Raw genomic sequence first — 17,118 nt, 5'->3', positions numbered from 1 at the left:
CGGGAGGTTCAGTCACTCAGAGTGCGTCGATGGTGACAGAACCGGGCCGATACCCGAGCATTGCACGCCTACCCATTGCCTACGGTCCCTCGGATGGGTGATTAGAGGGGCGTCCATCTGCCGTCGGACGCCTCCCGCTCACGACTCTGCTTTACGGTGCACCCGCGCGATCCAGTCCGCCGGTTTGGCGATCTCCGCCTTGGTGGGCAGCGTGTTCGGAGATGTCCAGACCCGATTGAATCCATCCATACCGACCCCCTCGACCACCGACCGCACAAAGCGCTCGCCGTCGCGGTACTGGCGCAGCTTGGCGTCGAGCCCCAGGAGCTTGCGCAGCGCCTGGTCGAGGCGGCTCGCGCCACGTGCCCTGCGCTGCTGGAATTTCTCCCGGATCTCGGCGACGGACGGCACGACATCGGGTCCGACGCCGTCCATCACGTAGTCGGCATGGCCTTCGAGCAGTGACATCACGGCCGTCAGCCGGCTGAGGATCTCGCGCTGGGCGGGGGTCTGCACCAGCTCGACGATGGAGCGGCCGCTCTCGTTCTCCTCGCCCTCGGGGCGGGCGCCGGACAGCGACTGGGCAGCCTCCCGGAACCGTTCGAGAACGGTCATGGGGTCCACCTCGGTCTCACCGAGAAATGACTGGATCTCGCCCTCGAGATGGTCCCGCAGCCACGGCACACCGGTGAACTGGGTGCGGTGGGTCTCCTCGTGCAGACAGACCCAGAGCCTGAAGTCGTGCGGGTCGACTTCGAGTTCACGCTCGACATGGACGATGTTCGGGGCGACGAGCAGCAGCCGTCCGCCGCCGTGCCCGCCCGCGGGCAGCTCGCGGGTGGCGGGCGCGAAGGTCTCGTACTGCCCGAGGACCCGCGAGGCCAGGAACGACAGCAGCATGCCGAGCTCGACGCCGGTCACCTTGCCGCCGACCGCGCCGACCAGCGCGCCGCCGGGGCTGCCCGAGCGGCGCTCCTGCATCTTGTCCAGCAGTGGCTTGAGCAGCTCGCGGAAACCCGCGACGTTCGCCCTGACCCAGCCCGCCCGGTCCACGACGAGGACGGGGGTGTCCTGTGGCTGGGATCCTTCCGGGATCATCCGGGTGAACGCGCGCACATGCTCCTCGGAGGCCTTGGCATGCCGCCGCAGCTCGGCGACGACGGCACGCGCCTCGTCCCGGCTCACGTCGGGGCCCGGCCGCACGAAGCGGGTCGCGGTCGCCACAGCGAGGTTCCAGTCGACCATCTCGGCACCACCGATGCTCGTCATGCGTCAACCGTACGTTGTCGGCTCCGGCAGCGGTGAGGTGTTGGAACCCGCCGGTTGGCCGGGCGCCTCACGAAGCGAGGGCCGCTGCCAGCCGGTCGAGTGCGGGTTCGGCGGCAGTCGCCGAGGGGGTGTTCCCGGCCAGGAAAGCGAAGGCGAGGAGGCGTCCGTCCGGGGCAACGACCGTGCCGGCGAGGGCGTTGACGCCGGTGAGGGTGCCCGTCTTGGCGCGGACCAGGCCGGTGCCGGGCGAGGTGCCGCCGTACCGGCCGTGCAGGGTGCCGCTGAAGCCGGCGACCGGAAGGCCTGTCAGGACCGGGCGCAGTTCGGGGTGGGCGGGGTCGGCGGCGAGGGCCAGCAGGGCGGTCAGCAGGCCCGCGGAAAGCTTGTCCGCGCGGTTCAGTCCGCTGCCGTCGGCGAAGCGCGCGCCCGTCAACGGGAGCTTCAGCTTGGCGAGTTGCTTGGTGACGGCGCGCTCGGCGCCCCGGAAGCTCGCCTCCTCGCCCGTCGCGAGCGCGGTCTGGCGGGCGAGGGCCTCGGCGATGTCGTTGTCGCTGTTGGTCAGCGCCTGCTCGACGAGGGCCGAGAGCGGGGCGGAGAGGACCTTGGCGAGAGGCTTGGACCCGGCGGCGGGCCGGCCGGGGGAGGGGGTGGCCGAGGTGTCGACGCCGCGCTCGGACAGCAGCCGCTCGAAGGTGCGGGCGGCGTCGCCCGCCGGGTCGCCGGTGCGTGTGGCGTAGCCGGTGGCCGTCTGGTTGATCCGCCCCTGGCCGACCATCAGCGCGCTGACCGGGGCGAGGTTTCCGTTGGGGCCGATGGGGTGGCGACTGGTGCCCGAGTAGAGCGAGGTGTCGTACGTCAGGCGGACGGTGCCGGTCCCGCGGTCGCGCAGGGCGCGCACCGTACGGTCGGCGAGCGTGCCCAGAGCGGCCCTGCCGAGGGTGGGGTCGCCGCCGCCGACGAGGGTGAGCTCCTCGCCGTCCTTGGAGACGACGACCGTGGTGGGGATGCGGTGGTCGGGGCCGAGCGCCGAGAGGGCCGCGGCCGAGGTGGCGATCTTGATGGTGGAGGCCGGCGTCATCGGGTCCGCGGCCCCGTGCTCGTACAGCCGCCTGCCCGTCGCGACCTCGACGACCGACGCCGTACGGACCGGTCCGAGCCCGGGGTCGCCGAGGAGCGGGGCGAGCACCTCGGCGAGATCGCCCGGGACGCTCGCCGAGGCCGGGGCCGGCGCCGGCGCGGTGGCCGGGGCGCCGAGTGCGGTGAGGACTCCGGGGGCGCTCGGCGCTGGCGCTGGACGCTTCGGCCCGGGGACCTGGTGATGTGCACCACCCGAAGGGCTCTGGGCAGCCGCCCACTCCCTCTCGGCCTTACGCTGGCCGGAGTCCCAGGGACCCGCCGCGGCGACCGCCCCGGCAGCGAGGGCGAGGCCGACCACGGCGGCGCCCGCGGCGAGCTGCCACGTCCTGACCTCTGGCACCTCGCACCAACCCCTTTCGCGATCACACATCTGCGTGAGGGACACTTAACCACCAGACGTATGTGTTGATCATGGAGGAGCCACCCGTGGAGTTCGACGTCACCATCGAGATCCCGAAGGGTTCGCGGAACAAGTACGAGGTGGACCACGAGACCGGTCGGATCCGCCTGGACCGTCGACTCTTCACCTCGACCAGCTACCCGGCCGACTACGGCTTCGTCGAGAACACCCTCGGCGAGGACGGCGACCCGCTGGACGCGCTGGTCATCCTTGACGAGCCCACCTTCCCCGGCTGCCTCATCAAGTGCCGCGCCATCGGCATGTTCCGGATGACGGACGAGGCGGGCGGCGACGACAAGCTTCTCTGCGTGCCTGCCTCCGACCCGCGTGTGGAGCACCTGCGCGACATCCACCACGTGTCCGAGTTCGACCGCCTGGAGATCCAGCACTTCTTCGAGGTCTACAAGGACCTGGAGCCCGGCAAGTCCGTCGAGGGCGCGAACTGGGTAGGCCGCACCGAGGCCGAGGCGGAGATCGAGGCCTCCTACAAGCGCCTCGAGGCACAGGGCGGCGCACATTGAGCTCGCGCTGAGCGCGTAGTACCTGATGCGAGGCGGGCGGGGCACCATGGGGGGCCCCGCCCGCCTCGTGTGTGCCCGGACATCCATGCCCATACTGAGCTGACGCGGCGACACGAGAGGGAGCGAGGACAGGCACGTGGTGGCGGAGCCCGAGGGTCCGGAGGACCGGAAGCCTCAGTCCGACGAGGCGCACAGCGCCTTCACCCCGCCGGAAGGGGTGGGAGCGCCGGAGGCCCCCGAGGAGGACCATCCGTCCTCGGAGTTCGCCGTTCCGGCCGGGATGGCCACCGACGCGGCGGCCGAGCCGGAAGGATCCGCGTTCGCCCCGCCCCGCACCTACAGCGCCAGGACCTCGCCGCCCGCCTTCACCCCCGCACACGGCATTCCCGTCGTCCGGCTCACCAAGGACGCGCCCTGGCAGGACCGGATGCGGGCGATGCTGCGGATGCCGGTGGGCGAGCGGCCGGTTCCCGAGGCCGTGCAGAAGCAGGACGAAGCCGGTCCCGCGGTGCCGCGCGTGCTGGACCTGACGCTGCGTATCGGCGAGCTGCTGCTCGCGGGCGGTGAGGGCGCCGAGGACGTCGAGGCGGCCATGTTCGCCGTCTCGCGCTCGTACGGCCTCGACCGCTGCGAGCCGACCGTCACCTTCACCCTGCTGTCGATCACGTACCAGCCGTCGCTGGTCGACGACCCGGTCACGGCGAACCGGACGGTACGGCGCCGGGCCACCGACTACACCCGGCTGGCTGCCGTCTACCGCCTGGTCCACGACATCAGCTCCGAGGAGACGGAGATCTCGCTGGAGGAGGCCTACCGGCGGCTCGCGGAGATGCGGCGCAACCGGCACCCGTACCCCGGCTGGGCGCTGACCTCGGCCGGCGGTCTGCTGGCCGGAGCGGCGTCCGTGCTGGTCGGCGGCGATGTGCTGGTGTTCCTGGCGGCGGCGATCAGCGCGATGCTCGGCGACCGGCTGGCCTGGCTGTGCGCGGGGCGCGGACTGCCGGAGTTCTACCAGTTCGTCGCGGCGGCCATGCCGCCGGCCGCGATGGGCGTCGCGCTGACTCTGTCGCCCCTGGACGTACGCGCCTCCGCGGTGATCACCGGTGGGCTGTTCGCGCTGATCCCGGGGCGGGCGCTGGTCGCCGGTGTGCAGGACGGTCTGACGGGCTTCTACATCACCGCGGCCGCCCGGCTGCTCGAGGTCGGCTACCTCATCGTCGGCATCGTCGTCGGCGTGCTGACGGTGCTGTACCTGGGCATCGCGCTGGACGCGGGCCTCAACCCGGAGACCGCCATCCACAGCGTGGAGCGGCCGGTGATCCAGACGCTGGCGGCGATGGCGCTGTCGCTCTGTTTCGCCGTACTGCTGCAGCAGGAGCGCAACACCGTGTGGCTGGTGACCTTCATGGGCGGGGTCGCCTGGGTGGTGTACGCGGCGCTCGCGGACACCGCGAATGTTCCGCCGGTCGCCGCGACGGCCGTGGCCGCCGGCCTGGTGGGCCTGTTCGGACAGATGCTCTCGCGCTACCGGTTCGCGTCCGCCCTGCCGTACGTCACCGCGGCGATCGGGCCACTGCTGCCCGGTAGCGCGACGTACTTCGGGCTGCTGGAGATCGCCAGGGGGAATCTGAACACCGGCCTCGCCTCACTGAGCAAGGCGGCCGCTCTGGCGCTGGCCATCGCGATCGGCGTGAACCTGGGCGGGGAGATCTCCCGGCTGTTCCTCAGGGTGCGCGCCGCCGAGGGTGCGGGCGGCCGCCGCGCGGCCAAGCGGACGCGCGGCTTCTAGGGCGTGTTTGAGAAGTAGCGCCGTCCGCCCGGAGGGCGGGCCCTGCGGCGTCTGGTGCGTGCAATCGCAAGGCGGAGGATCGCCCTCGTACTGGACGTACTTGGGCGACTCCGACAACATCGCGAGTGCGCGTGCCAGGCGCCGCGGGGCAGGCGGGACTTCTCAAACGCGCCCTAGGACAGGGCCCAGTAGCCCGGCGGGGCGTCGACGGTCAGCGCTTGGCGTGCCGGCCGCGCTGGGACGGGGGCACATCGTCGGCCGGTCCGGCGGCCGCCTTCCTGTTCTTGGAGCGGGCCCGCAGGAACTCGATCGCGATCGGGACGACCGAGATCAGCACGATCAGGATCAGGATCGCCTCGATGTTGTGGCGGACGAACTCGATCTTGCCGAGCCCGGCGCCGAGCAGCGTGACGCCCGCGCCCCAGAGCGTGCCGCCGATGACGTTGAAGGTGATGAACGAGCGGTAGTTCATCCGGCTCACACCGGCGATGATCGGCGTGAACGTACGGACGATGGGCACGAAGCGGGCCAGGACCAGCGACTTGGGGCCGTACTTCTCGAAGAAGTCGTGCGCCTTCTCGACGTTCTCCTGCTTGAAGAGCCTGGAGTCGGGGCGCTTGAACAGCGAGGGGCCGACCTTGCGGCCGAAGAGATAGCCGACCTGGTCGCCGACGATGGCCGCGAGCACGATCAGCGCGCACACCGCCCACAGCGGGAGCTCGTTCAGCGTCCCGGTCGTCACCAGCAGACCGGTGGTGAACAGCAGCGAGTCACCCGGCAGGAAGAAGCCGATGAGCAGGCCGGACTCGGCGAAGACAATGACCAGGACCCCGATGAGGCCGAACGTCGTGATCAGGTAGTCCGGGTCCAGCCAGCTCGGTCCGAGCGCAAGGGTAGTCACGAGGTCCGGGCTCCTGAGTCGATAGTCGGTCGATCGTCGATTCGGCCGTCGATCCGGCGTGGTCGGCCACCCAAAGCTATCAACGGATCGCGGCCACTCCACGTTCCACCGGCCCGCCCGGGATGCACTGTGCTCAGTCTGGGACAAAGCTGTGTGTTCACAGCCGTACGGAAGGTGGACACAGATGGGCATCGAGGATTACGGCGGCGGGCAGGGGCCGCAGTCCGACGTACTGGTGGTCACCACGAACGACGTACCCGGATTCCAGGTGCAGGAGGTCATCGGCGAGGTCTTCGGCCTCACGGTGCGCTCGCGCCATCTGGGCAGCCAGATCGGCGCCGGCCTCAAGTCGATGGTCGGCGGTGAGCTGAAGGGGCTGACCAAGACCCTGGTCGAGACCCGTAACCAGGCGATGCAACGGCTGGTGGAGCAGGCGCGGTCGCGTGGCGCGAACGCGGTGCTCATGTTCCGCTTCGATGTGACGGAAGCGGCGGATGTGGGCACGGAGGTCTGTGCGTACGGCACGGCCGTCGTGATCGCCCGCGTCTGACGCACTCCCACCCCCTTCCCACCTGTCGAGGAACGCGGAGAGACTGATGGCACTCCACAAGGGTCAAACGGGCGCCGAGGGCTCGGCCGACGAACAGGAGCTGCGCAGACTCTCCGTCAATCCCTTCTACGGGGCGACCAACCCGGTCAGCGGAATGGCCTCGGCCCCGCCGAAGCACCGGCTTCCCGACGGCCCGGTGACGCCCGAGACCGCGTACCGGCTGGTCCATGACGAGCTCATGCTCGACGGCAACTCCCGGCTCAACCTCGCCACCTTCGTCACCACCTGGATGGAGCCGCAGGCCGGGTTGCTGATGGCGGAGTGCCGGGACAAGAACATGATCGACAAGGACGAGTATCCGCGCACCGCCGAGCTGGAGCGGCGCTGTGTGGCCATGCTCGCCGACCTCTGGAACGCCCCGGACCCCGCCACCGTGGTCGGCTGCTCGACCACCGGCTCGAGCGAGGCCTGCATGCTCGCCGGGATGGCGCTCAAGCGCCGCTGGGCGCAGCGCAACAGCGACCGCTACCCCGCCACCGCACGGCCGAATCTGGTGATGGGCATCAACGTCCAGGTCTGCTGGGAGAAGTTCTGCAACTTCTGGGAGGTCGAGGCACGGCTCGTCCCCATGGAGGGCGACCGCTTCCATCTCGATCCGCAGGCCGCCGCCGATCTCTGCGACGAGAACACCATCGGCGTCGTGCCCGTGCTCGGCTCCACCTTCGACGGGTCCTACGAGCCCGTCGCCGAGGTCTGCGCGGCCCTGGACGCCCTCCAGGAGCGCACCGGACTGGACATCCCCGTCCATGTCGACGGCGCGTCCGGCGCGATGGTCGCGCCGTTCATCGACGAGGAGCTGGTCTGGGACTTCCGGCTGCCGCGGGTCTCCTCGATCAACACCTCGGGACACAAGTACGGCCTGGTCTATCCCGGGGTGGGCTGGGCGCTGTGGCGCTCGCCCGCCGAGCTGCCCGAGGAACTGGTCTTCCGGGTCAACTATCTGGGCGGTGACATGCCCACCTTCGCCCTCAACTTCTCGCGTCCCGGCGCGCAGGTCGTCGCTCAGTACTACACCTTCCTGCGGCTGGGGCGGGAGGGCTACCGGGCCGTCCAGCAGACCTCCCGGGACATCGCCTGCGGGCTCGCGGAACGGATCGACGCCCTGGACGACTTCCAACTCCTCACCCGTGGCGACGAGTTGCCCGTGTTCGCCTTCACCACCGCCCCCGGCGTACGGAACTTCGATGTCTTCGACGTCTCACGGCGGCTGCGCGAACACGGCTGGCTGGTGCCCGCGTACACCTTCCCGAAGAACCGCGAGGATCTCTCCGTGCTGCGCATGGTCTGCCGCAACGGCTTCTCGGCCGACCTCGCCGAGCTGCTGCTGGAGGACCTGAACAAGCTGATGCCGGAACTGCGCGGCCAGCCGCACCCCATGACGGACACGCACGCGGCGACGTCCTTCCACCACTGACGGCCCGACCGCCATGAGTGGGCGGCCGCCATGAGTCGGTGACCGCCCGACCGCCGGCGCGTGCTCAGCTCCTGATGTCAGTGACTGAGACGCCTGAACCGCCCGACCGCCAGCGGGAAGAACACCGCGACCAGCACCAACGGCCACGCCACCGCCATCAACTGCGCGTGCTCCGCCGTCCACGAGCCGTCCACCGCGATGCCCGACAGATCACGTACAGCCGTGGCTGTCGCCGACAGCGGGTTCCACTCGACCGCCGCGCCCAGCCAGCCCGGCATCGACGACGGCGCCGCGAAGGCGTTGGAGAGGAAGCCGATCGGCCAGACCAGGATCTGCACCGCCTGAACCATCTCGGGCTTGCCCGCCACCATCGCCAGACAGATCCCGATCCACAGCATCGCGAAGCGCAGCAGAAGCAGCAGCCCCACGGCCCCCAGCAGCGCCCCGAACGATCCGTGCCAGCGCCAGCCGATCGCGTATCCGACCCCGATCATCACGACCACGCTGACCGCCGACTGGAGCATGTCCGCAACGCTCCGCCCGACCAGCACCGCGGACGACGCCATCGGCATCGAGCGGAACCGGTCGATGACCCCCTTGCCCAGGTCCTGGGTGACCGCCAGCATCGTCGACTCCAGGCCGAAGGCCATGGTCAGCGCCAGCATGCCGGGCACCAGGAAGCCGACGTACTCGCCCTCGACGCCCCGTCCGCCGCCGATGAGATAGCCGAACATCAGCAGCAGCATCACCGGGAAGACCAGACCGACGACGACCTGCACCGGCTGCCGCGCCCAGTGCGCGAGTTCGCGCCGGGTCATGGTCCAGGAATCCGTGACCGCCCAGCTCAGCGTCGTACTCATGCCACGCCCTCCTTCGTGAGATGCAGAAAGGCTTCGTCGAGAGTGGGGCGGCGCAGCACGATGTCCTCCGCCTCGACCCCGGCCGTCTCCAGCGCCCGTACGGTCTCGGTGAGCGCGGCCATGCGGTCACTGACGGGTGCGCTGATCAGCCGCCGGTCCTCGTCGACCGTCGCCCCGCCCGGCAACAGCGTCGCGACGAGGCCCAGCCCCGCCGCGTCGCGCAGGACGACGTCGATCCGGTCGCCCCCGACCTTGGCCTTCAGCTCGTCGGCCGTGCCGCCCGCGACGACCCGCCCGGAGTCGATCACCGAGATACGGTCGGCCAGTTGGTCGGCCTCCTCCAGATACTGCGTGGTCAGCAGCACGGTCGTGCCGCCGCCGACCAGCGAGCGCACCGCGCTCCAGACCTCCGCCCGCCCGCGCGGGTCGAGACCCGTCGTCGGCTCGTCCAGGAACAGCACCTCGGGCTCGGTGATCAGCGAGGCCGCCAGATCGAGCCGCCTGCGCATCCCGCCGCTGTACTGTTCGACCGCCTTGCGTCCGGTGTCCGCGAGCCCGAACCGCTCGAGCAGCTCGTCCGCCCGGACGCCCGCCCGCCGCGCGCCCAGGTGGTAGAGCCGCCCGAACATCTCCAGGTTCTGCCGGCCGCTGAGCTTCTCGTCGACCGCGGCGTGCTGCCCGAGCAGCCCGATCCGCCGCCGCACCTCGGCCGCCTCGGTCCGTACATCGCGGCCGGCCACCCGCACCACGCCCTCGTCGTGCCGCAGCAGCGTGGCCATGATGCGTACGGCGGTGGTCTTCCCCGCCCCGTTGGGCCCGAGCACCCCGTGCACCGTGCCGCGCTCCACCACCAGATCCAGCCCGTCCAGGGCCTGCTTCTCCCCGTACCGCTTCCGCGCACCCTCTATGACGATCGCGTCCGTCATACGTCTCCTCCGCACGCTCACCGCACCCATGAAACGAGTAGTCAAACTTGACTACGCACTCGAAGGTAACCCAGGATCCATGATTAGTCAAACTTGATTAGAGTCGATCTCCCGCGTGCGGCTCACCCGTCGCGTACGGGTTCTCCTCGCCCTCCGCGAGGACGCCGACAAAGGGATCGCCCTCCCCCGCGAAGGTGTACGCCCCGGCCTCGATCCGCCGGATCAGGCCCTGCGTCCATTCCGCGCCCGAGTCGGCGGAGGAGACCCACAGGTTCATGATCTCGCCGATGTGCCCGATCGACTCGGGCCCGTCCTCGGGCGTGTAGTAGTCGGTCACCGACGACCGCCACTCCCGCAGGCCGCGCACCCGCTCCTTCAGCAGCGCCACGGCCTCCTCCCGCTCCAGATCGACGATGAAGCCGATCCCCGCCGAGAGCACGTCCATCTTCTGGTCGTAGGTCGTCAGGGACTCCCGCAGCAGCCCGAAGTACTCCTCGGTCCCCTTCTCGGTGATCTCGTACTCGGTACGCGGCGGCCCGCCGGCCGTGGAGGGCGCGATCTCGTGGGCGTGCAGCAGTCCTTGCTTCGCCATCTGCTTCAGCGCGTGATAGATCGAGCCGGGCTTGGCGTTGGACCACTCGTGGGCGCCCCAGTACTCCAGGTCGTTGCGCACCTGATAGCCGTGGGCCCGCCCGTGCATGCGGACGGCACCGAGCACGAGCAAACGGATCGCTGACATGCGGTCCAGGTTAGGCCGTGTCTTTCAGACACGGCCCAGGTGTCCTTCGGATCCTGCCGGGCGCACGTGCGGGCCTGATCCACACGACAGGCCCTCGGACGTCATCCCCGCTCGAGAGCGATCAGGTCGAAGGCACCCTTGCCGTCCAGCGATTCGCGGATGATGTCCGCGTGGCCCGCGTGCCGGCCGATCTCCTCGACCAGGTGCAGCAGCAGCCAGCGCATCGACACCGCGCCGTCCTTGGGGAACCAGGGTGCGGGAGGCAACGGGAAGGTGTCATTCAGGCTGGGCACCGAGTGGATGAAGTCCTCGGTCTCCTTGGCCACCGAGTCCCAGAAGGCAAGCATCCCCGGGACCGTCTCGTCCCCGACGAGACGGAAGCTGTCGCCCCAGGTCTCCCGGGTGCGCGCCTTCTCGTTCGGCTTCTGCTGCGCCATCCGCAGCCAGTTCAGCTCCGTCTCCGCGACATGCTTGAGCAGCCCGGAGAGCGAGAGCTCGCTGGCGCTCGGGCGGCTCGCCGCCTGCTCCTCGGTCAGGCCCAGCACCGAGCGGCGGATCGCACCGCGCTGCGCCTCGACGAAGGAGAGGAGCGCGCCACGCTCGTCGCCCTGAGCCTCTGCGGGAACGTGAGTGACCATGGTGTCCGCCCTTCCGGAGCTTGGCTGTGCCGTCCTGACAACAGCCAACCTACGGAGACTTGCGGACACCTTCTGTCCGCAACGCGGAAAGTCAGAACGGGAACTGCGAGCGGCCGTGCTGCACCGAGATCCACTTCTGGGTGGTGAAGGCCTCGATCATCGACTCGCCGTTCAGCCGTCCGCTGCCGGAGTGCTTCTCGCCGCCGAAGGGGACGATCGGCTCGTCGTGGACCGTGCTGTCGTTGATGTGGATCATGCCCGTGTTGATCCGCTGGGCGATCCGTACACCGCGCTCGACATCACCGGTGTGTACGGCGCCGCTCAGGCCGTACGGAGTTTCGTTGGCGATCCTGACCGCCTCGTCCTCCCCGTCGAACGGCACCAAGAGCGCCACCGGGCCGAAGATCTCCTGCGACAGGATCGGCGAGTCGTCCGCCAGGCCGGTCAGCACGGACGGGCCCACCAGATTGCCCTCGGCGCTGCCGCGCAGCAGCGCGGTCGCGCCGCCCTCGACGGTCGCCTCGACCAGCGAGGTGACCGCGTCGGCCTGCGTGGAGTTGATGAGCGGGCCGATGTGGGTCGTCGGGTCCGCCGGGTCGCCGACCTTCAGGGTCCTGACCTTGGCGACGAACTTCTCGGTGAACTCCTTCTCCACCGACCGGTCCACCAGGATGCGGTTGGCGGCCATGCAGACCTGGCCCTGGTGCACGAAGCGGCTGAAGACCGCCGCGTCCACCGCGTAGTCGACATCGGCGTCGTCCAGCACGATCAGGGCGCTGTTGCCGCCCAGTTCGAGGATGGCGCGCTTGAAGTTCGCCGCGCAGACGGTGGCGACGTGCTGCCCCACCTTGTCCGAGCCGGTGAAGGAGATCGCCTTCGGCACCGGGTGCTCGATCAGCGCGTCGCCAATCTCGGCTATGTCGGTGATGACGACGTTCAGCAGTCCGGCGGGCAGGCCCGCGTCCTCGAAGACCTTGGCCACCAGGGATCCGCCGCAGATCGGCGTGTTCTGGTGCGGCTTGAGCACCACGGCGTTGCCGAGCGCCAGGGCCGGCGCGACCGACTTGACCGACAGCAGGAAGGGGAAGTTGAAGGGGCTGATGACACCCACGACGCCGACCGGCAGGCGGTAGACGCGGTTCTCCTTGCCGTCGATCGGCGAGGGCAGGATCCGGCCCTCGGGCCGCAGCGCCAGCTGCACCGCCTCGCGCAGGAACTCCTTGACGAGGTGCAGCTCGAAGGCCGCCTTCAGATGCGTGCCGCCGAGCTCCGCGATGATCGCCTCGGTGATCTCCTGCTCGCGGTCCTCGATGATGCGCAGGGCACGCTCGAAGACCAGTCGGCGGCTGTACGGATTGGTGGCGGCCCAGCCGACCTGCGCACGCTCGGCGGCGCGGTACGCCTGGTCCACCTCCGCCACGGTGGCCACCTGGATCGAGGCCAGCTTCTCCCCGTCGTACGGGTTGAAATCGATGATGTCCCAGGAGCCGCTGCCGGGCCTCCACTCGCCATCGATGTACTGGTGGGCCAGCTCGGTGAAGAAGGACATGTGATCCGATTCCTTACTGCAGAAGCAGATGCCTGATGTCATGTCATCGTACTTGCGTTTCAGGTGAGTTGGAGTAGACCACGGAGAAGGTCACGACTCTCGGCCGGATCCGGGCTGTCCTCGTGGAGCCGCGTCATCACCCGTTCGTACAGGGCGACCTCTTCGCGCTTGTCCAGATACAGCGCGCTGGTGAGCTGCTCCAGATAGACGATGTCTGAGAGATCGGACTCCGGGAAGCGCAGCATGGTGAAGGCGCCGCTCTCGCCGGCGTGCCCGCCGAAGCTGAACGGCATCACCTGCAGCGTGACGTTCGGCTGCTCGGAGACCTCGATCAGATGCCTCAGCTGGCCCTGCATCACGGCACGGTCACCATAGGGGCGGCGCAGCGCGGCCTCGTCGAGCACGGCGTGCAAGCGTGGCGCGCGCTCGGAGACGAGGACCTTCTGGCGCTCGAGCCGGAGCGCGACCCGGCGGTCGATCTCGGCGCGGGGGGCGTCGGGGATACCGCGGGTGACGACGGCGTGGGCGTACGCCTCGGTCTGCAGCAGGCCGTGCACGAACTGCACTTCATAGATACGGATGAGCGAGGCGGCGCCTTCCAGCCCCACATATGTCTGAAACCAGCCGGGCAGCACATCGCCGTAGCTGTGCCACCACCCCGCGACATTGGCCTCCTTGGCGAGGCCCAGCAGTGACCCGCGTTCCGCTTCGTCGGCGACTCCGTAGAGCGTCAGCAGATCCTCGACGTCCCGCGCCTTGAAGCTCACCCGTCCCAACTCCATGCGGCTGATCTTGGATTCGGATGCGCGGATCGAGTACCCGGCCGCCTCACGAGTGATGCCTCGCGATTCCCGCAGCCGCCTCAGCTGCGAGCCCAACAGGATGCGCCGCACCACGGAACCGCTCGACTCGCCTGCGGTCACGACTCCCGCCCTCCACATCGCTCCGACTGTCTGACTCCCGGGGGACCCCCGAACCCCGAGACCCGGGATTCTGCCATCAAAACGCTTCAGCGCGTACTCGTTCGATTACGGAAACGAGAAGCCCTTGGGGAGGGCGCGAAAGAGATTGAGGGAAGAAATGAGCAAGAACCGGCACGGGGGCGGACAGGTCCGGCGCGTGCACGTGCATCTGCCCTTGCATCTGCTCTACGCATTCGGAACCATGGTCCTCGCGCACCTGCGTGCTCGTTCGTGTTGTAGCGTCACAGCCGCGATTCCTGGGAGTGCCTCGCATGGGGACGAATGGATCGACCATGCTCGAGCCGTTACGGCAGGGGCTTCCCCCCATCGATCCCGCAGCGGTCTCCAGCTCCGCCTCGTGCGCTCTGCCTGCCCGCTTCGAAGCGGTGCGCGGAGCACGGCAGTTCACCAAGGCGACGCTCGGCCAGTGGGATCTGAGCGACCGTTTCGACGATGTCGCGCTGGTCGTCTCCGAACTCGTCACCAACGCGCTGCGGCACGCGCTGCCCGCGGACACTCCACGGGAGAGTCAGGAACCGCCCGTCCGGCTGCACTTGATGCGCTGGACGAGCCGGCTGGTGTGCGCGGTGCGCGATCCCAGCCATGCCGGCCCCGGGGCCGGGGCCGGCGAGAGCGACGACGCCCCTTTTCCCGACCCCTGTGGCGCGGCCGAGTCGGGCCGCGGACTGTTCCTGGTGGATTCCTTCAGCGACAGCTGGGGCTGGCACCCGCTCGCCGGGACGCTGCACGGCAAGGTGGTCTGGGCGCTGTTCCGCCTGGGCTAGGGCGTGTTTTGGAAGTCCCGCCTGCCCCGCGACGCCTGGCACGCGCACTCGCGGTGTTGTCGGAGTCGCCCAAGTACGTCCAGTACGAGGGCGATCCTCCGCCTTGCGATTGCACGCACCAGACGCCGCGGGGCCCGCCCTGCGGGCGGACGGCGCTACTTCCAAAACACGCCCTAGGGCCTGTCCCCGCCCGGGGACAGCTGGCGGGGCTAGCTCCCCGCGATCAGATGGTCGAACTCCCCGTCCTTGACGCCCAGAAGCAACGCTTCTATCTCCGCAGGCGTATATACGAGTGCGGGGCCGTCGGGGTGCCGCGAGTTGCGCATCGCCACGTCACCACCGGGCAGCTTGGCGAACTCCACGCACGATCCCTGGGAGTTGCTGTGCCTGCTCTTCTGCCAGACGACCCCGTGAAGCTCCGTGGCCGCCATGCCGTTGTACGCGTGGTGCACGAGTCGCTCCCGGGGTACAAGCTGTATGTATCAACTTTCCCGGATCATAGCTGTGTTCATATGCCAATGCATGAGCAGATGCACGTGCACGCGGGGTGGCCCTTCGGTTACAGCTCCGGCGGCAGCTTCTCCAGCGTCTCCCGCAGCGCCCGCAGTACGTACGACCGCCGGCCGCCGCCCATGATCTTGTGGGCCATCATCTGCGCCGGGTCGTCCGGATCGAAGCCTTCGTACACAAGGAAGAGACGTGTGCCGCGCCCTTCCGGCTCCCATGTCCGTCATGAAGCCCGCAACAGGCAGGAGATTCCCTACGAGTCGAGCGTAGGGAATCTCCTGCTCGTCACTTCCCGGAGGAGTACGGCAGCAGCGCCATCTCGCGGGCGTTCTTGACGGCCCGCGCCAACTGCCGCTGCTGGGCGCTCACCCGGGTCACCCGGCGGCTGCGGATCTTGCCGCGGTCCGAGATGAACCTGCGGAGCAGGTCCGTGTCCTTGTAGTCGACGTAGGTGATCCTGGCCTGGTCCAGCGGATTCGGGCGGGACTTGACCGGCTTGCGCGGGTCGGTGCGGCGGGGGGACATCAGACCTCCAGGAGGGAGTCGAAGGCGGGCGGCAGCCGCTTCCAGGCCTCGCGGCCCGCGGCGTACTCGGCATCGGTCAACAGGCAGGATTCGAGGAGCTGTTCCAGACCGTCGCGGTCCAGACCGGGCGAGGTGAAGACCAGGTGCTGACAGCAGTCCCCGTGCTCGGGGTGCCAGTCCAGCGCGGCGGCCGCCCTGCGGACCGGCGGGACCATCTCCCAGGCGGCGTCGGGCAGCGAGGCGAGCCAGGGGCCCGCGTTCTCCACACAGAGCGCGCCGCCCGCCGCGTCCCAGGCCAGCAGGGTGTCCGGGCGGTCGGCGAGCCAGAACCGGCCGCGGCTGCGGGCCGCCGCGCAGGTCAGATCCTCCAGCGCCCGGTAGAGCCGCTCCGGGTGGAAGGGGCGGCTGCGGTGCCAGACGTACGTACCGACTCCGCAGTCGTCCGCGTCCTGCGGCAGCAGCGCACAGGCCGGGTGCTGGGCGGCCGCGGCCGCCTCGACGTCGAAGCCGGCGAGCGCGGCGGCGCCCAACTCGGGTCCCTCCACGGCGATCCGGCGGGCGGTCGGATGCAGCTGGGCCAGCAGCGCGCGGTCCTCGTCGTCGGCCTCCTCGCTCTCGACGACGGCGAGCACGGGCGCGTACTCCAGCTGGCGCGCCCAGGTGTCGGCGACCGTGCGCTGGTCGGAGGCGGCGGCCGCGAGGCCCGCGTCCAACAGGTCGTCGCTGTTGCCGAGATACGGCAGCAGCAGCGCCGGGTCGACGGCGGTCATCACCGCGGTCACGGTGAGCCGTTCGCCGCCGTGCGCCGCGACGACCTCGGCCATCGCCTCGGGTTCGACGGAGTCCCAGAGCTCGACGACCGCGAGGCGGGTGACCCCGTCGTCCGCGAGCCGCTCCAGCTCGGGCACCAGATCCTCGCGCAGCGCGCAGCAGGCACAGTCGTTGACCAGCGGCGTCTCGCCGGTGGCGCGTACGCCGAGCGCGTCGCGGACCGTGCGAACGACCGTGCCCCGCACGGCGGTCGAGAGGTCGTGGTGGAGCGCGACGCTGCCGGGCACGGTGGCCAGCAGCCGCTCCACCGCTGCCTTGCGGGCATCCGAGTGCAGTCCGCCGACGAGCGCGACGGAGAGGACTGGACTGCTCACCCCCGGCCTCCCCGGCCTCCGTAGCGGCGCTCGAAGCGCTCCACCCGGCCCGCCGTGTCCATCACGCGCGCCGTCCCCGTGTAGAAGGGGTGGCTCGCCGAGGAGATCTCGACGTCGATCACGGGATAGGTGTTGCCGTCCTCCCACTCGACGGTCTTCTCACTGGTGGCGGTCGAGCGGGTGAGGATGGCGAAGTCGGCCACCTTGTCGCGGAAGACGACGGGGCCGTACGTGGGGTGTATTCCGGGCTTCATGGCGCTGCTCAGCGCTCCTCTCGGAAGTCGACGTGCTTGCCGACCATCGGGTCGTACTTGCGCAGCGTCAGGCGGTCGGGGTCGTTACGGCGGTTCTTGCGGGTCACATACGTGTAGCCGGTGCCCGCCGTGGAGCGGAGCTTGATGATCGGGCGGAGTTCGTTGCGGGCCATGGGGGCTAGTATAT

Annotated in this window: 19 protein-coding genes and 1 pseudogene; 5 read left to right on the top strand and 15 right to left on the bottom strand. The window is 69.6% G+C overall.

From position 1 onward, the window contains the following. Nucleotides 1-138: 138 nt before the first annotated feature. Entirely contained in the window at nt 139-1,269 is a 1,131-nt protein-coding gene (locus SLUN_RS22425; RefSeq protein ID WP_108151014.1) for an Rv3626c family coenzyme F420 biosynthesis-associated protein, read from the bottom strand. A gap of 67 nt (nt 1,270-1,336) precedes the next feature. Beyond that, the gene (gene dacB / locus SLUN_RS22420) at nt 1,337-2,746 is read right to left on the bottom strand and encodes a D-alanyl-D-alanine carboxypeptidase/D-alanyl-D-alanine endopeptidase (RefSeq protein ID WP_108151012.1); all 1,410 of its coding nucleotides are present in this window, start codon (nt 2,744-2,746) and stop codon (nt 1,337-1,339) included. An 86-nt stretch (nt 2,747-2,832) separates the two neighbouring features. Here dacB and SLUN_RS22415 point away from each other — a divergent pair, with 86 nt between their 5' ends. Together SLUN_RS22415 and SLUN_RS22410 are read left to right on the top strand one after the other, a co-directional pair. Next, nucleotides 2,833-3,327 carry an inorganic diphosphatase gene (locus tag SLUN_RS22415; RefSeq protein ID WP_108151010.1) on the top strand — a complete coding sequence of 165 codons (495 nt, stop codon included), beginning with the start codon at nt 2,833-2,835 and terminating at the stop codon, nt 3,325-3,327. Between the two features lie 136 nt (nt 3,328-3,463). Further along, nucleotides 3,464-5,116, top strand: a complete 1,653-nt coding sequence (locus SLUN_RS22410; RefSeq protein WP_108151008.1) for a threonine/serine exporter family protein — start codon at nt 3,464-3,466, stop codon at nt 5,114-5,116. Nucleotides 5,117-5,327: 211 nt separating this feature from the next. Here the strand turns inward: SLUN_RS22410 and SLUN_RS22405 are convergent, their stop codons facing one another. Next, nucleotides 5,328-6,017, bottom strand: coding sequence for a DedA family protein (locus tag SLUN_RS22405; RefSeq protein WP_108151006.1), 690 nt, complete (start codon nt 6,015-6,017; stop codon nt 5,328-5,330). Nucleotides 6,018-6,201: 184 nt separating this feature from the next. Here SLUN_RS22405 and SLUN_RS22400 point away from each other — a divergent pair, with 184 nt between their 5' ends. Continuing rightward, nucleotides 6,202-6,567 carry a YbjQ family protein gene (locus SLUN_RS22400; protein ID WP_108151004.1) on the top strand — a complete coding sequence of 122 codons (366 nt, stop codon included), beginning with the start codon at nt 6,202-6,204 and terminating at the stop codon, nt 6,565-6,567. A gap of 46 nt (nt 6,568-6,613) precedes the next feature. Next, nucleotides 6,614-8,041, top strand: coding sequence for a glutamate decarboxylase (gad, locus tag SLUN_RS22395; protein ID WP_108151002.1), 1,428 nt, complete (start codon nt 6,614-6,616; stop codon nt 8,039-8,041). A gap of 77 nt (nt 8,042-8,118) precedes the next feature. Here gad and SLUN_RS22390 read toward each other — a convergent pair whose 3' ends face one another. From SLUN_RS22390 to SLUN_RS22365, 6 genes are all read right to left on the bottom strand, one after another. Beyond that, the gene (locus SLUN_RS22390) at nt 8,119-8,901 is read right to left on the bottom strand and encodes an ABC transporter permease (protein WP_108151000.1); all 783 of its coding nucleotides are present in this window, start codon (nt 8,899-8,901) and stop codon (nt 8,119-8,121) included. Further along, nucleotides 8,898-9,827, bottom strand: coding sequence for an ATP-binding cassette domain-containing protein (locus SLUN_RS22385; protein WP_108150999.1), 930 nt, complete (start codon nt 9,825-9,827; stop codon nt 8,898-8,900). Before SLUN_RS22385 ends, SLUN_RS22390 begins: the two co-directional genes overlap by 4 nt. A 97-nt stretch (nt 9,828-9,924) precedes the next feature. Further along, a complete protein-coding gene (locus SLUN_RS22380) occupies nt 9,925-10,566 on the bottom strand; it encodes a PadR family transcriptional regulator (RefSeq protein WP_108150997.1) in 642 nt (213 codons plus the stop codon). A 101-nt stretch (nt 10,567-10,667) separates the two neighbouring features. Next, nucleotides 10,668-11,204, bottom strand: a complete 537-nt coding sequence (locus tag SLUN_RS22375; protein ID WP_108150995.1) for a DinB family protein — start codon at nt 11,202-11,204, stop codon at nt 10,668-10,670. A gap of 91 nt (nt 11,205-11,295) precedes the next feature. Continuing rightward, nucleotides 11,296-12,753 (bottom strand): aldehyde dehydrogenase family protein, encoded by a 1,458-nt coding sequence (locus SLUN_RS22370; RefSeq protein WP_108150993.1) that lies wholly within the window; start codon nt 12,751-12,753, stop codon nt 11,296-11,298. A gap of 59 nt (nt 12,754-12,812) precedes the next feature. Beyond that, a complete protein-coding gene (locus tag SLUN_RS22365) occupies nt 12,813-13,676 on the bottom strand; it encodes a Sco1979 family transcriptional regulator (protein ID WP_175313383.1) in 864 nt (287 codons plus the stop codon). Nucleotides 13,677-13,987: 311 nt separating this feature from the next. Between SLUN_RS22365 and SLUN_RS22360 the strand changes: the two genes are divergently transcribed. Next, nucleotides 13,988-14,500 (top strand): ATP-binding protein, encoded by a 513-nt coding sequence (locus SLUN_RS22360; protein ID WP_108150989.1) that lies wholly within the window; start codon nt 13,988-13,990, stop codon nt 14,498-14,500. A 209-nt stretch (nt 14,501-14,709) separates the two neighbouring features. Here the strand turns inward: SLUN_RS22360 and SLUN_RS22355 are convergent, their stop codons facing one another. The 6 genes and pseudogenes from SLUN_RS22355 to rpmG all read right to left on the bottom strand — a co-directional run bounded on the left by SLUN_RS22355 (nt 14,710) and on the right by rpmG (nt 17,104). Next, nucleotides 14,710-14,952 (bottom strand): DUF397 domain-containing protein, encoded by a 243-nt coding sequence (locus tag SLUN_RS22355; RefSeq protein ID WP_108150987.1) that lies wholly within the window; start codon nt 14,950-14,952, stop codon nt 14,710-14,712. 107 nt (nt 14,953-15,059) lie between these two features. Further along, nucleotides 15,060-15,227: pseudogene (locus SLUN_RS22350) on the bottom strand (SRPBCC family protein); the annotation flags it as partial. Nucleotides 15,228-15,292: 65 nt separating this feature from the next. Further along, nucleotides 15,293-15,532, bottom strand: a complete 240-nt coding sequence (rpsR, locus tag SLUN_RS22345; RefSeq protein WP_108150985.1) for a 30S ribosomal protein S18 — start codon at nt 15,530-15,532, stop codon at nt 15,293-15,295. After that, nucleotides 15,532-16,677 carry a CobW family GTP-binding protein gene (locus tag SLUN_RS22340; RefSeq protein ID WP_108150983.1) on the bottom strand — a complete coding sequence of 382 codons (1,146 nt, stop codon included), beginning with the start codon at nt 16,675-16,677 and terminating at the stop codon, nt 15,532-15,534. Before SLUN_RS22340 ends, rpsR begins: the two co-directional genes overlap by 1 nt. Next, complete coding sequence (locus tag SLUN_RS22335) at nt 16,674-16,931, bottom strand: type B 50S ribosomal protein L31 (protein ID WP_108150981.1); 258 nt, start codon at nt 16,929-16,931, stop codon at nt 16,674-16,676. The genes SLUN_RS22340 and SLUN_RS22335 overlap by 4 nt, the downstream gene beginning before the upstream one ends. Nucleotides 16,932-16,939: 8 nt before the next feature. Then, nucleotides 16,940-17,104, bottom strand: a complete 165-nt coding sequence (gene rpmG / locus SLUN_RS22330; RefSeq protein ID WP_108150979.1) for a 50S ribosomal protein L33 — start codon at nt 17,102-17,104, stop codon at nt 16,940-16,942. Between the last annotated feature and the right edge of the window lie 14 nt (nt 17,105-17,118).

Origin of the sequence: Streptomyces lunaelactis, assembly GCF_003054555.1 — a bacterium.
Taxonomy (GTDB): Bacteria; Actinomycetota; Actinomycetes; order Streptomycetales; family Streptomycetaceae; genus Streptomyces; species Streptomyces lunaelactis.
The sequence above is the reverse complement of the archived record's forward strand: the minus strand, read 5'-3'. Positions and strand labels throughout refer to the sequence as shown.